Source organism: Paenibacillus sp. FSL K6-0108 (genome assembly GCF_045040695.1).
Classification (GTDB): domain Bacteria; phylum Bacillota; class Bacilli; order Paenibacillales; family Paenibacillaceae; genus Paenibacillus; species Paenibacillus pabuli_B.
Genome location: NZ_CP150288.1, coordinates 1,242,269 through 1,261,073, shown reverse-complemented (window position 1 = coordinate 1,261,073; position 18,805 = coordinate 1,242,269). Strand labels below are relative to the sequence as shown.

Here is an 18,805-nt window from a genome sequence, read left to right as displayed (position 1 = left end):
CCCTCTTACAGCACAATCAGTTCTTTATTCGATGTTGTCAGCACCTCGATGCCCGTATCGGTAACCAGAATGTTGTCTTCGATGCGGATGCCCCCAAAATCAGGCAGGTAAATGCCGGGTTCAACCGTCATAATCATGCCGGGCTCCAGTTTATCCTCCGTTTGTTGGGAAAACCGCATGGGCTCGTGAATCTCCAAACCGAAGGCGTGGCCGAGACCATGACCGAAATAATCCCCATACCCGCGGCCGGAAATATATTCCCTGGCCAACGAGTCACCCTCCTTCCCGGTCATTCCCGGTTTCAGCCCCTCCAGGACGGATTGGTTCGCTTCCAGCACGATCTTGTAAATCTCCCGATGGCGTTCGGTCGGTTTGCCGATAAAAACCGTGCGCGTCAAATCGGAACAGTATCCTTCGTAATTCGCTCCAAAATCCATGGTCACGAATTCATCCATTCCAAGTGGCTTGTCGCTGGCTAATCCGTGCGGAAGTGCCGAGCGCGCGCCGGAAGCGACGATGATCGGATACGCCGACGATACCGCGCCGTTTTTGCGCATGAAATATTCCAGCTCCGCCGCCACCTCCCTTTCGGTAACGCCAGGCTTCATTACACCCAGAATAAACGCAAAGGCCTTTTCCGTAATTTCGATTGCTTTCCGAATACAGTGCTGCTCCCCCTCATCCTTAATGCCTCGCAGCTTTTCGATGACGTCCCCAATTGGCGTTAGTTCGATGCCGGCAAACGTGCGCTCGTACGTTTCATAGTCGGCAAAGGGAACATGATGTTTTTCAAATCCCATTTTCTTGACGCCGGCGGCGCTCAGTTTTTCGCGGATCAACTCAAGCGGCTGGCCCCCATGCTGCACCACTTCAAACGCCTTGGCTTGCTGCCCCGCTTGGCTGACATAACGAAAATCGGTCACTAGCCACGCTTGATCCTGAGTAATTACAGCCCAACCGGCAGTTCCCGTAAAGCCGGTAACATATCTCCGGTTAAACGGACTGGAAATCAACAGTGCATCTATTTCCTGCTGCTCGATCACTTCCCTTACCTTGCTGAGTCGCTGAGCTTCCATATTTTTTACGCTCCCTCCGTATTGTGACAAAGCCGAAATTGCTGCCTTTACAGCATGTTACGAAACTGAATTGAATTGTATTCAATAATGTTGAATTATGGCTATGCCTACGCCCGAGTTACCCTTTCATTCCGGTCAACGTAATTCCTTCGATAAAATAACGCTGGCCTATGAAAAAAACCACGATGACCGGTAAAATGACCACGGTCGAGGCCGCCATCAGAAGGTGCCACTGCGCACTGTGAAGCGACTGGAACATCTGCAGGCCTAATGCCAGCGTGAACTTTCTCTCCTCATTCAAGTACACTAGCGGTCCCATGAAGTCGTTCCAGGAATTCATAAAGGAAAACAATCCAATCACGATGAGTGGCGGTTTGGACAAAGGAATGATGATCCGGGTGAAAATGGTCCACGGGCCTGCCCCATCCACATATGCGGCTTCATCCATGTCTTTTGGTATCGTGGAATAAAACTGCCGGAGCAAAAAGATATCGAAGGCAGAGCCCAACCATACCGGCAGAATCAGCGGAAAATACGTATTGATCAGATCGGCAAACCTCCAGCCGATAAAAGTGGGAATCAAGGTGACGGCGCTGGGAAGCATCATGCTGGCAAGCAGCAAGCCGAAGAAGAGCCGCCTTCCCGGCCATTCCAGTCTGGCGTAGCTGTAGGCTCCAATCGAGCTGCTAAAGAGTGCGCCAAACAGACAGCTGACGGTAATAAACAAGGTGTTCCGGAAAAACTGAAAAAAGTCGATGGTGGTCAGTGCCTCCACATAGTTTTGCAGCCGAAACGGCGAAGGAACCCACTTCGGAGGCATCTCAAAAATTTGCAGCGAATTCATCATCGAACTGCGTACCAGCCAAAACAGCGGGAGTAAACAGAAGGCAGCTCCCCCAATGAGGAACAAATACACGATAATTTGCTGAATACGGCGGCTTTTCTTCACAGGGAGCTACACCTCGCTTTCATAGAATACCCAGGACTTCGATGTGCGGAAGAATATAACCGTAACCAAAAGGATGATGATAAAAAGAATCCACGCAATGGCGGAGGCTTGCCCCATTTCGCCAAACTGAAAGGCCTGCCGGTAAATATAGTAGTTATAAAACAGGCTGGCGTTATTGGGACCTCCCTGCGTCATAATCAGCGCCTCAGTAAACACCTGAAAGGCTCCGATTGACCCCATGATCAAATTAAAGAAGATAATTGGCGTCATCATCGGAATCGTAATATGCTGGAATTTCCGGAGGGCGCCGGCACCATCCACAGTGGCCGCCTCATACAAGGATCGTGGCACCCCTTGCAAGCCTGCCAGGAAGATGATGATCGTGCTACCCATCCCCCAAAGACTCATCAGCACAATCGAAGGCACCACCGTTTGTTCGGAATACAGCCAGTTGAGCGTGGGCAGATTCAACGCTTCAAGAAAGCTGTTGAACAATCCCAGATCGGGACTGAACAACCAGAGCCAGATCATGGAAGAGGCGACAGCAGGCACAATAGACGGCAAGTAAAAGATCGTGCGAAAGACGGATTTGCCGCGAATGAATTGCATGTTCAGCAAAAACGCAGCCATAAAAGAGAACACAAGGCCCAGCGGAACACGGAGAATCACGTATTTCAAGGTGACCCATAACGAGTTGTAGAAATAGGGGTCCGTTCCGTCAAAGAGCCGAATATAATTGGCGAGTCCGATAAATTTAGGCGTGTTGACAATCCGGTAATCCGTAAAGCTGAGCAGCAAACTGGCAAGCATCGGCAGCATGACAAACAACATCAGTCCCAAAATGCTGGGTAGGGCAAACAGAATGCCCGCCATGGCGATTCGGCGTTTATGTTGAATATGAATCCCCCCTATCTTCAATGAATATCCTTCAAGTCATGAACAGAACGCGGTTTGCTGCCGCCGCCGGAAAAGGATCACCTTCCGTAATATCCCTCAATAAGCGGCAGTACTTTGGGCTCCACGCCTTTTAGTGCCTCTTCCGCTTTTTGTTTGCCCGTCCACACCAAATCGAGTGCGGGCGTGACGAGCGCGTTGATCTTGTCCAGATTCTTCACTTCAAAGCCGGGAGTGCGGAATCCGTTTTCAATGGTTTGTTTCATAAAGGCTTCCGTGTAGCCTTCCGGATGCGCTTTGTTCCCTGCTGCCCATTTGTTGATCAGCTCGGGATTCGTGTACCACTCTTTCTTCAGCGGCATCCATAATCCGCCCTCGATCAGCGGCAGCACCGATTCAGGGTCCGTCATATATTTGTACAGCAGCCAAGCTTCTTCAGGATGTTTGGTTGATTTGAAAATGACGGTTGGCGCGCCGTCCAGCAGCGTGTTGCTTTCCTTCAGCTTTGGCAGGACCCCGACGCCAAGATTAAAATCCTGTTCCGCAAAGGCTTGAAGCGCCCAGTTGCCGGATACCGTCATGGCGACTTTTTTGGTCTGAAGCGCCGTGTCCGGCATGTTTTTGGTCTGCAGCGGAGTAGGGGAAACATGATGCACATACATCAGATCTGCAAGCTTTTGAATCGCTTCGATCGCTTCCGGCTGGGCAAGCCCGAAGCCTGTGCCGTCTTCGGTCAGGAAGTTGCCACCATTGGAGACTACCGCCGCCATCATGTTATATGGATCGTACTGAAGGCCAAACTGTCTGATTTTATCCGGGTTAAAATTCGGATCCAACGCATTTCTTCCTTGATCGTCCAGCGTTAATTTTTTGGCGTACTCCACAAACGTGTCCCAATCCCATGCTTTGTTCGCATCCGTTGGAGGCAGCTCGACCCCAGCTTCCAGCAGCAAATCCTTGTTGTACATAAGACCATAACCTTCGACGGCGGTACTCATCCCGATGATGTTGCCAGGTTCGATTTCATACCATATCTGGTCCAGATAATCCTCCTTTTTAAAATCAGGGTCGTTCTCCATAAACGGTGTGAGGTTTAGCAGTTTCCCGTCACGTCCCCAGCTCAGAGCGGCCCCCGATGACAAATAACCGAGATCCGGCGCAACGTTCCCTGCGACCATTGTTGTCATTTTGGTCAAATAATCCGCTGGAACATGCATCGGCTCTACCTGGATGCCGGTTTCCTGCTCAAAGCGTTCAAGCGCTTCTGTAACCGTTTTCTTTTCAATGGTGTCTCCCCAGAAGGAAAATTTAAGCGTGACCGGCTCCTTTTGGCCGTTCTTGCCACCTTGGGCTTCGGGACCTCCTCCGCTGTCCGAGCATCCCGTCAGCAACAAGCTGATCGTCAGAACAGACGATAAAACCACTCCTGCGACACGTTTGGCTTTGTTCATCTACGAAACCTCCATTCATTGGCTGATGGTTTGTATATTTATTGTAAAAAAAAGCCGTTCTGAATAAAATTCCAACATATTTGTATTGGTGGAGTATTTTCACACGTTTGATACAGGAAGGTTGATTGTTACCGTTGTGCCCTGACCTTCAACTGAAGTCAGAGTGACGCCATAGCTGTCTCCATAGATGAGTTTGATTCTTTTGTCCACATTCCGGATACCGATCGACTCGCCTTCAAGTTTTGCAAGCTCTTCTAATTTGTCTGGAGCGATACCCGTGCCGTTATCCTCCACCGTAAAAAAACGCTCACCGTTGGCCATCCATCCCCGGATGGTGATCCTTCCCCCGCTGTGCAAACGGGAAAATGCGTGAACGATCGCGTTTTCGATAAACGGTTGCAGGAACAGCTTCGGAACTTGGTGTGCATACAGTTCAGGGGCAATGCAGTAGCTGACGGTAAACCGATCTTCGAAACGCTGATTGGTAATGTAAATATAATGTTTCAGCCAGTCCAGGTCCTGGGCCAAATCGCCAATGTCCTGGCTGTTCTCGGAGGTGTACTGCAGCATGGAGGACAAGCTGACAATCATGCGGCTCAACTCTTTTTGGTCGTTTTCAAGCGCCGTCCAATTCATGATATTCAGCGTGTTGTACATAAAGTGGGGATTCAATTGAATGTTCAGCGACATGATCTTTGTTTCTTTTTCCCGCAGCTTGACTTTGTAATTCTCTTCAATCAAATTGTTGATTTTGACATTCATTTGATTAAATTTGTGGATTAACAGCCCCATTTCGTTGTAGGATTCCACAGGTATTCGCGTGTCGAATTCACCTTCGCTCGTTTTTTTGATTGCCTGGAGTAGCTGATGAATGGGCCTGGTAATGGAATTGGCAAAAACATACGCGAGCAGAAGCGAAATAAACAGGAGAATAATGGCCAAATAGAAGGTATAAGATTTGATCTCTGGCAAAAAAGCCGCCACCATCGCTTCTGGCGAGATGGTGACACCCGAGATCCATCCCGTCACCTTAGACGTATCAAAACAAACGATGAGCGGCTTTCCATCCTGCATCACCGTCAAGGTGCCACTTTTCATCTCCGTCATTTCATCCAGCCAAGCGAGATCGATGCCTGCCATTTCATGCTCCATGGACGTGCCCGCCACAGGCTGTCCGTCCGGGCTGACCACAAAAAAAGAAGCTCCGGCAGAAGGGAGCGTGTCGGCGAAGCGGGAATGATAGATTTCCGGCCGATAAACAACGGCCAGCACGGGAAGCTCGGCCTTGCCCTGCAGTTCGACGACTTCGCCGTTATTGATATTGAACAGCTTCAGCAAGCGGGCACCCGCCAGCAGGCGAACATATTCGGGAGGCTTGGAGCGGCGGATATCCTGCTTAAACATCTGATCAAACGAGAAGGTCGGCACCCACTCCATAGCCCCTTCCCCCTGTAAAGCAGCCCGGTACAATGCTGTTTGGTTGAAATTACTATACGGAATAAATGCGGAGGCGCCCGTTGGGCCAATATTGGAATAACTGGTAATGAGATGTATGGAATAGATCTGCCCCAAGTCCGTAAAATACGTGTTTAACGTCCGGCTAACCTTTTTCTCCATCGAGATCATACTGTATTCATCTGCAGGGTTTGCATGCAGATACTGCTCATACAACGTTTGATCCGCGATGATGGCCAGGCTGCTTTCTTCCACCTGCGCGAGCTCGGCGTCCATGATTTCATTATTTTGCTTTACGATGGAATACAGATTTTTCCTTGCAAATTCGGAGACAAATTCTCGGCTTGAATGAAAATACATCCAGCTCAGGATGCTGAGGGGGAGCGAAACGATGAGTGCATAGGTCAGGAAAAGCTTGAACCTGTAGCTGAGATCCTTAAAACGCGGTAATAGACAACGTCCTCTCAAATGACATCCCTTCCTTTTAGAGAGTAGCAGATAAATGGCGATATTCTTCGGGGCTTGTGCCAAACTCCTTGCGAAACAGACGAATGAAGTACTTTGCGTCCTTATATCCTACGCTCTCGGCAATTTGGTAAACCTTCTGGGAGGTCTGCAGCAGCAGGCCAGCAGCCGCCTTCATTCTGGTATGGGCGATGTACTGATGGACGGTCATGTGGGAATGTGTTTTGAACAACATGCAAAAATACGAGGGATTAAAATGAAATTTCGTTGCCAGCGTGCTCAATGACAAATCGCCATCGCCATAGTGCGTATCAATATAGGCTTTGCAGCTGTCGATAATGGACTCGGCTTTGCACTGCCGCCGTTGATCGACACGATCGGTCAGCTCGAAGATCCAATCCCGGGCCGCCTCTTTTAGTTCATCAACGGTATGACAGTGAAGCAAAGCTTCCTCATAAACAGTGCTATGTAAGGGCGCAAGCCCTTTTTCCATTAAAAGGGAGATGACTTGATCGATCGAGGCAGCGAGAAAGTATTTCAATTTTTCCGGCTCGGGAAAACCGTTCCCGGAATCCTGGCAAACAGCCGAATCCAGACAGGCTTCAATTTCCGGCTTGTTTCCGGACAAGACCGCTCGGGTCAGCCCGTTTACTTCAAGCTTCACGACGGCAGGCCGGTCTCCATTATTCATCTGCTCGGCTCCATACAGCGCCCCTCCGCCTTTATAAAACCTGGCTTTGAGCGCATGGCACGCCTGCTGGTAAGCTTGCCTGGCTTCTTGCCATTCGGCAAAATAACGTCCAAGGCCAAGCGTTAATTCCGCCCCGTATACCCGTAGGAAGTGTTGAATGACCTCTTGCATCTTTTCTTCAAAACCGGCAGTCACCATGGAGGAAGACCCGGGGTTCATAATCAAGGCGGTGAGCATTTGTTCCTTCATGCAAAAAGCACAGGAGAATCCGAATTTCTCCATCATCTTGAGCAGCCGGTCTTGGAGGCTGCTGAGCAGAAATTGATGGTCCTTCGCCATGCCAAAAACAGCGGTCAGAACGATCCCTTGCTTAAATTCCGGGAATTCGCTCTCCAATAATCGATAATCTTGATTGGATGGACATCCTTCCAACAGTTCGGAAAGTGCGGATTCTATGCATGCAAGACGCGCAGTGCTGGCTTTACGCTCTGCTTTTGCAAGCAGCGGCAGGATGTTCTGTTCTTCCACCGGCTTTAGCAAATAATCACTGGCGCCTAACTGGAGCGCACGCTGGGCATAAACAAAATCCGAATAAGCACTTAGTATGACGACGCTTTCATTCCCTCCGCGGCAGGTCAATTGCTCCATTAATTCCAGGCCGTCCATAACCGGCATCTGAATGTCCGTGAACACCAGATCCATCGGATGAACATTCAAATTTTGCAAAGCCTCCTCCCCATCTCTGGCATGAAAAATGTTATACTCCGGTTTCAGAGCCTTCAGCATTCGGGATAGTCCTCTTCTGTGCTTCGGTTCGTCATCCACAACCAAAATGTTTAACATATTTCATCCCCTCTCCTAACCATTCGTGTCGGAGCAGAATACCGACAAATACTTGACTTCATCGGTCACCAGCATGTATTTATGGTTTTCCACCGAATCAAAATACAAGCTGTCACCGGCGTTTAGAGTGTACTCTTCCTTCCCTACGTAATAAATCATTGTGCCTTCGAGGACATAGATAAATTCCTGCCCGACATGGGAAATCGTTCTTTTGCCCGTTTTGCCTTTCTGTGCAACAAAGTAAAACGGCTGCATCAGTTTTTCCGGCCGTTCGGCCGCTATGGCGGAAAACAGATACCCTCGATCCGTCTGGACCATTTTTTCCATGCTCCTGGCTTTTGGCGTGTACACCGTTCCATTAAAATCGTTATCGTCCAGCAAAATGGAAATTTTGGTTCCAAGCGTTTCGGCAATCTTGATCAGCGTACCGATGGGAGGAACCGTCTTCCCGTTTTCGATTTTGGACAACAAGCTTTTGGTAAATCCGCAAACCTTTGCGATGTCATCTTGACTCCGATTTTGTTCCTTTCGAAGCTTTCGGATTTTGCTTCCCAGTTCCATTCCATTGATCTCCTAACTAAGCGTCATTCAACATAGTTTAATCATATGAAACAACATCAAATTCAAATTGTCAATAAATTTTAACAAAGAGACCTAGACAAATTAACATAGCTGTGATAGCAATTATGTCGAAATCTTGGGTGGCTTGGCCTTGCCCACAATCTACTCAAGAAAGCCACGATCACGGAAAAACGCAAACGAGACGAAACAGAATAGACCTCTGCTTCGTCCCGTTTGAACATATCAGTGTTATTGCTCCCAATCGATATGTTTTTTAGAGCTTTTGAGACCACCCCTTTAATTTTCTATCTATGACAATGATTTTCACATCGTGTTGGAACGTCACTTAAGTCACTCTACTTCTTAAAGTCAGCCTGCTGCTGTTCATAGATTTCATAGAAGTCGTCCCATACAAGGACATTGTCCTTTTCCTTGCTCCACCAGTCTTTGTACCACGCTTCGATCTCCGGGCCACCACCCTGCTCCCACTTTTGCTCCGCTTCTGCAGCAGCCTGCTCAACCGTGTACTTACTGCCGCTAATAATGGAACGTGTGAAAATATCATTAATGGCTGTCGTCACATTGGTAAGCTTCACCTGAAGTTCTTTAGGCAGCTGGGGCATATGTTCCGAATGGGTAACGCCTTCGCCCACCGGAAGATCGTTCATGTATACTTCCCGCGCTTCCTTGAAGAGACGAAGTCCTTCCTTCTGAGACGGGATTTCCTCACTGAACAGCATTTCAGTGTATCCGCATTTCCCCTCTTCCAGGCGACTGTACAACATCGCGTAATCTCCGGCCCAGCTAATTTCCTGTTTGTACTTTTCCTGGTCAGATATACGCGGGCAGCCCTGTTCGTTCAATGTATAGTGTGTGCCTTCGAATCCGTTTTTGAACGTTCGACCTGATTCTGTTTTGGTGAGGAAATCGATATATTGAATGACGGCTTCCGGATTTTTGGCACGGGCATTCACAACAGCCGTCATCTGTACCGGGTTATTCCATACCATGGTATATTGACCCACCGATGTGGAAGGCAGGGCAATGACCTTCAGTTTGGCATCAGGTACATTTTGCATAAGGGTGTCCAGTTCCTTGGCCGCAAATCCGGTATAATCCGACGTCATGGCGGCATACATGCCTATTTTCCCGTTCAGGAAATCCTGCTTGGACTTCGCTCCATCCTTGTCGGTCAGAAAATCCTTGTCTACTACCCCAGCCTCAAACAATGCCCGCTTAAACGCCGTCGCTTCCTTCATATGATTAGGGCCAACCACGACCTCCCCGTCCTCCACGTTAACCCAATTGGCATTGTACATGTAGCGGAACAATCCAGCAGTGTCCCCAAATTGCAAACCTCCGATCCCATATGTATCGTTTGCGCCGTTCCCATCCGGGTCATTCTCCGTGAATGCCTTGGCGACCGCCAGCATCTCTGCTTCGTTCGTTGGCACCTCCAGATTCAGCTTCTCCAGCCAATCTGCACGAATGAAAAAACTGGTCAGCGGAAATACCTCATTCATCCGGCCAACTTCGTATAACTTTCCGTCACTCTTGATCCCGGCCTTCTTTAACTGCGGGTACTTCTCCATCAGCGCTTTATATTCCACACTAGAGTTCTCGATCAGGTCATCCAGCGGCATCAACTGTTTTTGATTAAATAACGTATTACGAATAGGCGTCCCAAATTCAAAAATAACATCCGGTGCACTGCCTGAAGCAAACAACACGTTTAATTTGGATTGGGATTCCCAGCGGGGAACCGCGGTATATTTGACGTTGGCCGGGCCGTTCTCATTGATCCACTTGGACCACATGTTATCCTCAATCGTGCCCATGCCGCTTGGTACGGCGCCCCGATCATAGATCGTCGACGTTATGTTGCCCCGCCCGCTTTCACCTTCGGCCTGCTCACTTCCGCCTTCTTCCGAACATCCCGCCAGTATTCCGCCGATCAGGCCCAGAACGAGACCGGACTTCACCCATGCCTTGATGGACATCACCATAAGATCAGACCCACTTTCTTATATAATATGAAACGAAACAAGCGAATGGATTGCAGCCTGCGCTACCCTTTGATGGAACCCAGCATAACTCCTTTAACAAAGTATTTCTGCAAGAACGGATATACTGCCAAAATGGGAATGACCATTACGATCACGGCCGCTGCCCGGATGCCCTCTGGCGTCAGGTTTGAAATCATTGTTGGATCGGTAAAATCCTGCACATTCAGATTGGACATGATCATATTCTGAACCAGCACGGTCATGTTGTATTTGGAGGTATCGTTGATATAAATCATCACACTCATGAATGAATTCCAGTACCCTACACCGTAGAACAGAGCAATGGTCGCCAGCAGTGGTTTGGAGAGCGGCAGCACAATTCGGAACAAAAGACCGAGTTCTCCGCAGCCATCGATGCGTGCAGCTTCGTCCACTTCCCCTGGCAGATTTTCGAAATAGGATCTCATGATCAGCATGTTATACGTACTTACCAGACCCGGCAGCCAGAGTGCACCATAGCTGTTCACCAGTCCAAGGTTCTGCACCACCAGATAGGTCGGGATCAATCCCCCATTGAAAATCATCGTGAATACCATCGCCATCGTAAAAAACCTGCGGTGATAAAAATGCCTGCGCGACAGCGGATACGCCGCCATAATCGTAACAGCCATACTTAGCCCCGTACCGATTAACGTAATCTCGACACTATTCCAAAATGCATTCAGAATCGGCGTCCCGGTCAATAAACTGTGATAGGAAAACCAGGTGAAGTCGACCGGCCATAGCCCTACTTTGCCGGATACCACGGCTCTTGCATCGCTCAATGACAGAGCCACAATATTCAGTAGGGGCAGGATACAGCTGATGGCGACCAATGTTAACAATACATAATTGATCATATAAAAGACTTGTTCTCCGCGAGTTCTTCTCACGCTGCTCCCCCTTCCTACCACAAACCTTCGTTAAATCGACGCGCGATATAGTTGGCACAGTAAATGAGAATGAATGCGACCAGCGATTCGAATAATCCCATGGCCGTCGTCAGGCTGAACTGTGCTCCCTGAAGGCCTGCGCGATAGATATACGTACTGATTACATCGGCTATCTCGTTCACATTGGAGTTCTGAAGCATATACACCTGGTCGAATCCCACTTCCATTACACGCCCCATCGACAGAATAAGCAGCAAAATAATGGTGGAGCGGATGCCCGGAAGGGTGACATGCCAGATCTGCCGCAGCTTGCTCGCCCCATCCATCTGTGCAGCTTCGTACTGGCTTGGATCGATGGTCGTTAGTGCTGCCAGAAAAATAATGGCGTTAAAGCCCATGTCCTTCCAGATGCCTGATCCGACAAATACGGCGATCCAGGAGCCTTTGTTATACATAAACGGATACGGCTCTCCCGTCCATGCTTCCACCCATCGGTTCACAATTCCGTTCTCCAGTGAAAATACGGTCATGATCATCATCGCAATGATGACCCAGGAGAAGAAGTGCGGCATGTACACCACGGTCTGTACCGTCCGCTTAAACGCCATGTTTCTCACTTCATTCAGCATGATCGCGAGAATAATCGGGATAGGAAAACCCACGATAATGCTGAGCAGACTGAGGAACAAGGTGTTTCGAATAATCTCCACTGTCCGTGGATCACTGAACAGAGTATGGAAATGATCCAAGCCCACCCATGGACTATGCCAAAGCCCGTCGTAGAAGTTATAATCCTTGAAGGCCATAACCAGTCCACCAATCGGTGCATAACGGAAGGTCAGATAAAACAGGATCACCGGAAGAAACATTAAAATTAACGGAATATTGGTCTTAAATCGGCGAAGCCGCTGCTGCCGGATTCTCTGCCTCACTTCGCTGTCAGGCGGTTCCAGCCTTGGCTTCCCTGCGGCCAGTTCTCCCTTCATGTTCATCACTCCTCTCTGCTGTGGATGTCTATAGTTGTATTTTAGATAAAATTGTAAGCGCAAACATTCAATATTCAACGATCCTTTTTTAAATTTCTACGCAAAATAACCCCACATCGTGGGGCTGTGAGGTAGTAAGCATGGTATTAGGAGTATCTTGATGATGGTTGGCTTAGACAAAAGGACTGATTCCATCCACTTCTATCCGTTGCTCTCAAGACTCGGCTGCTTGCGAAATTCGCGGGGTGACAAACCAGTCATCTGTTTAAACACGGTTGTAAAATAACTGGAGTTATCAAACCCGGTCTGTTCGGCAATGTCCGCCATGCTCTGCCGGGTGCTGTGCAGCAGCAGCTTCGCTTTCTCCACTCTACGCTTGCTGACGTACTGGCTGAAACCATGGCCTATTTCTTTTTTAAACAGGTGACTAAGATAGTTGGGGGTCACATGAACATGTGCGGCTGCGGCCTGGAGGGTGCAGTTAGTGGAATAGTTCATCTCGATATACTGAAGGACTCGTGGGACCACATGATCCTGCTGTTCCTGCGTAAGCCGCAGCAGCATACCAAGCCATTCTTCAGTTTTGCAGCGTGCCCAAGCCATCACTTCTGCTACCGTATGAATCCAGAGCAATGGATCTGGACCGAACTTGTCGATACTCGCAGACTGTTGAAGACGGAATTGCTGCACTAACAGATCGGTCATTACCTTTAGGAGTAACTGAATCTCGGCTTTGCATTCAGGCAGCGGCATTCGGGAAGCTTTGCTGAACAGTTCCTCAATCCTTGCGGCCATTTGCTGCATCTGCTGGTTCAACAAAAGCGCGGCCAATTCATCACGCAATTGATCTGATCGCTCCGTCTGGCTGTACTGCTCCCTGATCCGGTTATCGGATTGGCGCTGGCGGTATCGCTCATGCGCTTTCCGCAGAACACGACATGCTTCATCAAGCGAAAAGGGCTTTAGCAGAAACTCCATGGCGCCATAACGGATGGCGCGCTGTGCATATTCAAATTCCCGATAGCCAGTCAAAATAATGATCATAATGTCCTGACCGCGATCATGAATCTGTTCGGCCAAGTCCAAGCCATCCATCACAGGCATGTTGATATCCGTAATAATTAAATCTGGTGCACAGCTGCCTACCGCTTGCAGCGCTTCTTCTCCATCGGAAGCCTCACCAACCACTTCCCAACCGAGCGGATTGTTGCGAATCAGATGTATTAATCCCTGCCGAAACATCGCTTCATCATCAACCACGAGCATTCGTCCATTCAATGAATGTATTCTCCTCTCCACATTTTATCTGTTCGTTCAGCATTTGACCGTCCACATACACCTCCCACAGCCTCTACACCTGATATGGCAAACGAAGCCGTACCATCGTCCCCACTTCAGCAGTAGATTCGATCTGCACACCATAGGGTTCTCCATGAATTAGTTCGATTCGTCTGAGTACACTTCGCATGCCAATGTGTTGACGTTCCTCCTCAGCGTGCGCCATGGGGGCAAAAATGCGATCCATTATGGATGGGTCCATCCCGCACCCGTTATCTGCAATCTCCAGGATAAGCATATCCGACTCTGCGTCATTTCCATCGTACCGGAAGCCGCGAATCTTCAGACGACGATTGTCCCTTTTGTCCGCAAAGGCATGTACAAACACATTCTCCACGATGGGTTGCAGCAGCAGTCGAATAACCTGGCAACGAAGCAATTCAGGAGGAACAGAGATTTCGATCGACAACGCCTCCTGATACCGGGCCTGCTGAATCTGCAAGTAATGGTCAATCTGGGTCATTTCATCCTGCAGGGTAGTCAACCGCTGGACCGGTTCCAGTGTGTACTGCAGCATCTCGGATAAGGCCGTAACCAACCGCGCCGACTTCTCATCTCCAAGCATATAGAACTTCCAGAAAAACATGCTTAGTGTGTTATACAGAAAGTGTGGATTCAACTGGGCCTGAATGGCTTTCAGCTCGGCTTGCTTTTCACTTAATTCGCGCTCATACACTTCATGAATCAATGTGTCGATCCGCGATGCCATCGCATTGAATCGTTCTCCGATAAAGCCCAGCTCATCCTGGGTCTGAATCGGAACGCGTGTATCGAATTGTCCGTCGCGCACTCTTTTCATTGCGTTGACCAGACTGGCTAGCGGACGCAGCAGCCTGCGACTGATGATCGTAATAATGATCCACGAACACAGCACCGTGGCTGCCGCGGAAAATACCGCCACTTTAACAATAATCTTGCCCTTGTGCTGAATCTGTGCCAAGGATACTTTGCTGATCAACGTGAACTTGGCTTTGTCCGACGTTTGTTTTGTATACAAGTGAGCGGTCCCCTGCTCGTCCCTAATCTCTGTTGCCCCCATGCTTAGCTGTGTAAGCGGTGGTGGGTCTGCATCCTGATTATGAAACGCATATACCAGTTTCCCATCTGCATCCAACAAATACGCGGCAATATCTTCATTAAGACGCAGGTCCTTGAGATAGGATTCAAACAGAGAGGTATTAAAGAGGATCAACATGACTCCATACGTCTCCAGATCAACAGAACGCATCAAACGCCCTGCGAGAATCCAGTTCGATTTTTCCTCCTGAAGAAAAGCATCTGCATCCAGACGGTTCCACACATATTCCCCGCCCGTCCCTTCCAGCTTATGGACCATATCATCCAAATATGAAGGGTCCATCTGTTGAAACGAGCCTGCAAACGTGCCGAGATTAAATATGTTCCCCTTAAGATCATAGATTCGAATACCCATGATCTCTGGTGCATCGAGACGCACCTGGTACAACTGGTCATCCAGTTCATCCTCCAGCTTCATCTGATCATAGGAGGAAATGCCTGCAGCCTGTGCCTTGATTGCATTTTTCACGGAAGGGTTCAATGTAATGTAGTCCGTCACTTTATACATGTCGTGTACTCTGGAGTCGAGTCTTGCAAGTACCTGTTCTGCGGTAAGACTATACTGGCGGCTCACCTCTTCATTAAACAACGAAATATGTATGCGATAAGTAATTAACCCCGTGATGCCTGATATCAATACAGTCGCCGCGGACAGAAACAAAATCAGTTTTGTTCTGAATTTAAAGCGTTTACATAATTGAATCCATCTCATCGCTCTCCACACCCATCTCCCCCTTGTCCCGCACCACTTTCTTAAAAAAGATAGCATACCCTTTATAAAAACAACAGAAAACCCTGACACCGTATCGACGGTAGTCAGAGTTTCTACCTAATCTATGAAGGATAGTCCCTACGAACATTTCCCGGAACAGCGTATCTTCTAAACCATTATTTACCGTAGGTCTGCTCCAAACGTTCCTCTTCATTGGTGGACAGCAAAATGTTCAGCAGCCCCATCGTGTTATTCGCTTCCGTTCGGGCTGCTTTATACATCTCGGCAAATGCGGCCTCATCCTGAACCGGATCGATGGCAGCCAGCTTGCCCCACACATCGCGGGCTTTATCGTACAGTTTCGTTAAGGTGATGTCATACTGATGCTGTGCGACAGGTGCCATGGAATCGAACTCCGCTGCGTTCTTGAAGAATTCCATCGAGTCCGTAAAGGTCTGACTCGTGTAATCCTTGTTCTTCATAGCGTCCTCCGTGAGTAACAGCGCCTGACGAGAGATAAACAACGTCTTCACCATGGCACGCTCCAGGTTGGTAGCTTCTTCCCATGATACATAGGACACTTCCGGTGCCTGAACGGTTGTGAAAAAAGGAAAGGCATCATCAATCAATCGCTGTGAATCGGAATGGATGGGAATACCTGTGTTCATATTTACGACCGCATCGCTGTAGTTGGCGATATTAATATTTTTGGAGCCTTCTTCACTTACCCTGCGCACCGGATGGTCATTAAGCGGCACACGAATATAGCCAAGTTTGTCGGCATACTTCTGCTTCAATTCCTCCAGTGTAGAGTCCAGTCCGATCTTGCCTTCTTCAGATGCAGACCCCGCTGTATCAGAAATTGAGGATGTCTCCGCAGTGTCTTCTGCCTTCTTCCCTGCTGCTGATGTGTCAGTCATTGAGGTGTCAGAACTATTGGTCGCTGTGACTACTGTTCCGGCATCCTGAGAGGACTCCTTCGTTGTTACTTCCTTCGCTCCACCGCCACATGCAGTCAGTATGGCAGCCAAGCTGAAAATGGCCGTGAACATCTTGATTCTATAATTCCATCCCATCGTATAATCTTCCCCTTATCTTATGTATGTATCTGAGTTACATTAACCTCTACTTCAATCCATAAATAGTTCATTCCATGAATGTATTTCGGATAACATGGATATATCATTATGAAATCTGGTCTTTATTTTATCATAAGTTAAATACTGGGTGTATACGACAAAGTGCCTGTATCCTGCTGTATTCCTGACTACTTCTTTATCTGACAGACCAAACACAAAAAGCACCGTCATCCATAAAAGGACAACCGTGCTGATATGAATCCTGTGCTCTTCATTTCATCCACAACTCACATCAAGTGATGGAATCATATGAAGAGCACTTATTCTTCATTTTGTTCAATTCTAAATTTGCCACGCTCGATTGATACAACAGGTTCTGATCCTTTACTTGATGCCCTTGGCCTTTTCCATATGCTCAGCCCGAATCTGGGGGTCTGTGGAATTGACTGCGGACAACAAGTTGTAGATCATCTGAATATCCTGCTCTTTATACAACGTTTCGGGTACTTCGTTCTCAAGCCTTTCCGTTTTGCGCAGGATGGTCTCCACCAATTCATGATCATAGATAATCAGTTCATCGGAATTGACATACCGCACAGCGGGATCAACGCTGATCCGGCAGCGATTGGTGAACGTCACCATGGAAACGAGACGAACTCTTTTATATTCGCCAAGGTGTGCCTGAATGGCCTCTACATGCCCCCGGTGCTGCATCAGTGGGTTGTACATCTTGATTCGGCTGCTGCTGACGGTCCAGTTGGCCTCTCTTCGGCCGCCGCGAATCTCACCTGTGGTCAGGTTTCGTGTCTCGATCACGAAGATTCCACGCGGACCGATGACGACATGATCAATCGACGAATACCCCGAGCGGGACTTCGTATTGGAAACGAGCAAGTCGTTCAGGACTTTGTATTCCCCCGGAAGACCTTGCAGCTGCTGGGCAGTGCTCGGTTCCTCTGGCTGACGGGTCCAATCCCCGTCCGATTTCGTTTTGCGCCGACTGCGAACCATTCGTGTGGGCATGGGTGCCGTTGACGGTAAAGATGAAGCGGAAGCTGTATTCTGGTTCGCGAGCTCTGGCTGTGACTTGAACAGAGACAGGATTTTTTTGAACATGGGCAAGCTCCGTTCTATGTAGTGTGGGTTTCGCACATCCATTATGTATACTTCTATTACTTATGTCGGATAAAAAGGGGCAAAAATAAAGGGAAGAGGATCAAAAATCCATTGTTCAACTAAAGTATATACGAATCTTTAACCAATACTGTGACTTTAGACGCATACGAGAACGGGATTTTTTAAAAAAACAGCGTATTCCTTTCTATTGAAGAAAAAGAACACGCTGCTTGCTTGATTATGACGATTAAGCCTGTAAATAGTATGTGTAAAGCACCTGTGTACCCTTCTCATCCAGACCATTCCTTGAGATTTCCTGATACAAGGATTCGGCCAGCGCCAATCCTGGCGTCTTCATGCCCATGGCTTTGGCGGATTCGAGAGCGATACCCATGTCTTTGATAAAATGTTTTACATAGAATCCAGGCTCGTAATCGCCTGCAATCATGCGCGGACCAAGATTGCTGAGCGACCAGCTTCCGGCTGCACCGGTAGCGATACTCTTCAGCACATTCTCCGCGTCCAGACCGGATGTCTTGGCATAAGCGAGTGCCTCGCATACACCCATCATGCCTGAAGCAATGGCAATCTGGTTGCACATTTTGGTATGCTGTCCTGCTCCCGCCTTGCCTTGCAGCACAATATTGGTGCCCATTTGCTCGAACAACGGACGAACCGCCTCGAAGGCCTCTGAGCTACCACCGACCATGATGGACAGTTTGCCATCCCGTGCTCCGATATCTCCACCGGAAACAGGTGCATCCAATGCATGCAGTCCTTTGGCTTCCGCGGCTTCATAGATCCGTGCGGCCAGCAGCGGACTGGATGTGGTCATATCAATCAGATAGGAGCCCGGTTTGGCGTTCGCTACGAGACCATTTTCGCCAAGATAAATTTCCTCGACATCCTTTGGATACCCCACCATCGTGATGATGATATCACACTCGGCTGCCAGTTTGGCTGGTGTGTCATGCCATACGGCACCTTCCTTCACCAGCGCTTCCGCTTTGGCGGCCGTGCGTGTATAGACATGCAGTGGGTAGCCTGCCTGCTGGATGTGACCTGCCATGCTTTTGCCCATCACGCCTGTACCGATAAAGCCAACTTTCGTCTCTGCAGGTGCCTTCGTCGTATTTGTCATCGTAGGTTTCCTCCTTATTTCTCTATGTTTTGT

The 18,805-nt window shown here is 48.7% G+C and carries 15 protein-coding genes; all 15 read right to left on the bottom strand.

From position 1 onward, the window contains the following. Window positions 1-5: 5 nt before the first annotated feature. The 15 genes from MHB49_RS05870 to MHB49_RS05800 all read right to left on the bottom strand — a co-directional run bounded on the left by MHB49_RS05870 (window position 6) and on the right by MHB49_RS05800 (window position 18,772). The gene (locus MHB49_RS05870; RefSeq protein ID WP_405155405.1) at window positions 6-1,076 is read right to left on the bottom strand and encodes a M24 family metallopeptidase; all 1,071 of its coding nucleotides are present in this window, start codon (window positions 1,074-1,076) and stop codon (window positions 6-8) included. A gap of 118 nt (window positions 1,077-1,194) precedes the next feature. Then, window positions 1,195-2,025 (bottom strand): carbohydrate ABC transporter permease, encoded by an 831-nt coding sequence (locus MHB49_RS05865; RefSeq protein ID WP_405155404.1) that lies wholly within the window; start codon window positions 2,023-2,025, stop codon window positions 1,195-1,197. Between the two features lie 6 nt (window positions 2,026-2,031). Continuing rightward, window positions 2,032-2,835, bottom strand: a complete 804-nt coding sequence (locus tag MHB49_RS05860) for a carbohydrate ABC transporter permease (RefSeq protein WP_082704040.1) — start codon at window positions 2,833-2,835, stop codon at window positions 2,032-2,034. Between the two features lie 164 nt (window positions 2,836-2,999). Next, window positions 3,000-4,370 (bottom strand): ABC transporter substrate-binding protein, encoded by a 1,371-nt coding sequence (locus MHB49_RS05855; protein WP_405155403.1) that lies wholly within the window; start codon window positions 4,368-4,370, stop codon window positions 3,000-3,002. A 99-nt stretch (window positions 4,371-4,469) separates the two neighbouring features. Next, complete coding sequence (locus MHB49_RS05850) at window positions 4,470-6,293, bottom strand: sensor histidine kinase (RefSeq protein ID WP_405155402.1); 1,824 nt, start codon at window positions 6,291-6,293, stop codon at window positions 4,470-4,472. 16 nt (window positions 6,294-6,309) lie between these two features. Then, complete coding sequence (locus tag MHB49_RS05845) at window positions 6,310-7,824, bottom strand: response regulator (RefSeq protein ID WP_405155401.1); 1,515 nt, start codon at window positions 7,822-7,824, stop codon at window positions 6,310-6,312. Between the two features lie 15 nt (window positions 7,825-7,839). Next, window positions 7,840-8,385, bottom strand: coding sequence for a helix-turn-helix domain-containing protein (locus MHB49_RS05840; RefSeq protein WP_062320999.1), 546 nt, complete (start codon window positions 8,383-8,385; stop codon window positions 7,840-7,842). Window positions 8,386-8,741: 356 nt separating this feature from the next. Continuing rightward, complete coding sequence (locus tag MHB49_RS05835; protein ID WP_405155400.1) at window positions 8,742-10,391, bottom strand: extracellular solute-binding protein; 1,650 nt, start codon at window positions 10,389-10,391, stop codon at window positions 8,742-8,744. A 62-nt stretch (window positions 10,392-10,453) separates the two neighbouring features. Further along, window positions 10,454-11,323, bottom strand: a complete 870-nt coding sequence (locus tag MHB49_RS05830; RefSeq protein WP_192263881.1) for a carbohydrate ABC transporter permease — start codon at window positions 11,321-11,323, stop codon at window positions 10,454-10,456. 14 nt (window positions 11,324-11,337) lie between these two features. Next, window positions 11,338-12,309 carry an ABC transporter permease gene (locus tag MHB49_RS05825; protein WP_405155399.1) on the bottom strand — a complete coding sequence of 324 codons (972 nt, stop codon included), beginning with the start codon at window positions 12,307-12,309 and terminating at the stop codon, window positions 11,338-11,340. Window positions 12,310-12,510: 201 nt separating this feature from the next. Then, window positions 12,511-13,587 carry a response regulator gene (locus tag MHB49_RS05820; RefSeq protein ID WP_405155398.1) on the bottom strand — a complete coding sequence of 359 codons (1,077 nt, stop codon included), beginning with the start codon at window positions 13,585-13,587 and terminating at the stop codon, window positions 12,511-12,513. A 73-nt stretch (window positions 13,588-13,660) separates the two neighbouring features. After that, entirely contained in the window at window positions 13,661-15,436 is a 1,776-nt protein-coding gene (locus MHB49_RS05815) for a sensor histidine kinase (RefSeq protein WP_405155397.1), read from the bottom strand. A gap of 176 nt (window positions 15,437-15,612) precedes the next feature. Next, window positions 15,613-16,512: a hypothetical protein gene (locus MHB49_RS05810; RefSeq protein WP_405155396.1), complete on the bottom strand. Its 900-nt coding sequence runs from the start codon at window positions 16,510-16,512 to the stop codon at window positions 15,613-15,615. Between the two features lie 387 nt (window positions 16,513-16,899). Then, window positions 16,900-17,631 carry a nuclease-related domain-containing protein gene (locus tag MHB49_RS05805; RefSeq protein WP_405155395.1) on the bottom strand — a complete coding sequence of 244 codons (732 nt, stop codon included), beginning with the start codon at window positions 17,629-17,631 and terminating at the stop codon, window positions 16,900-16,902. Window positions 17,632-17,878: 247 nt separating this feature from the next. Continuing rightward, window positions 17,879-18,772, bottom strand: a complete 894-nt coding sequence (locus MHB49_RS05800) for an NAD(P)-dependent oxidoreductase (protein WP_405155394.1) — start codon at window positions 18,770-18,772, stop codon at window positions 17,879-17,881. Between the last annotated feature and the right edge of the window lie 33 nt (window positions 18,773-18,805).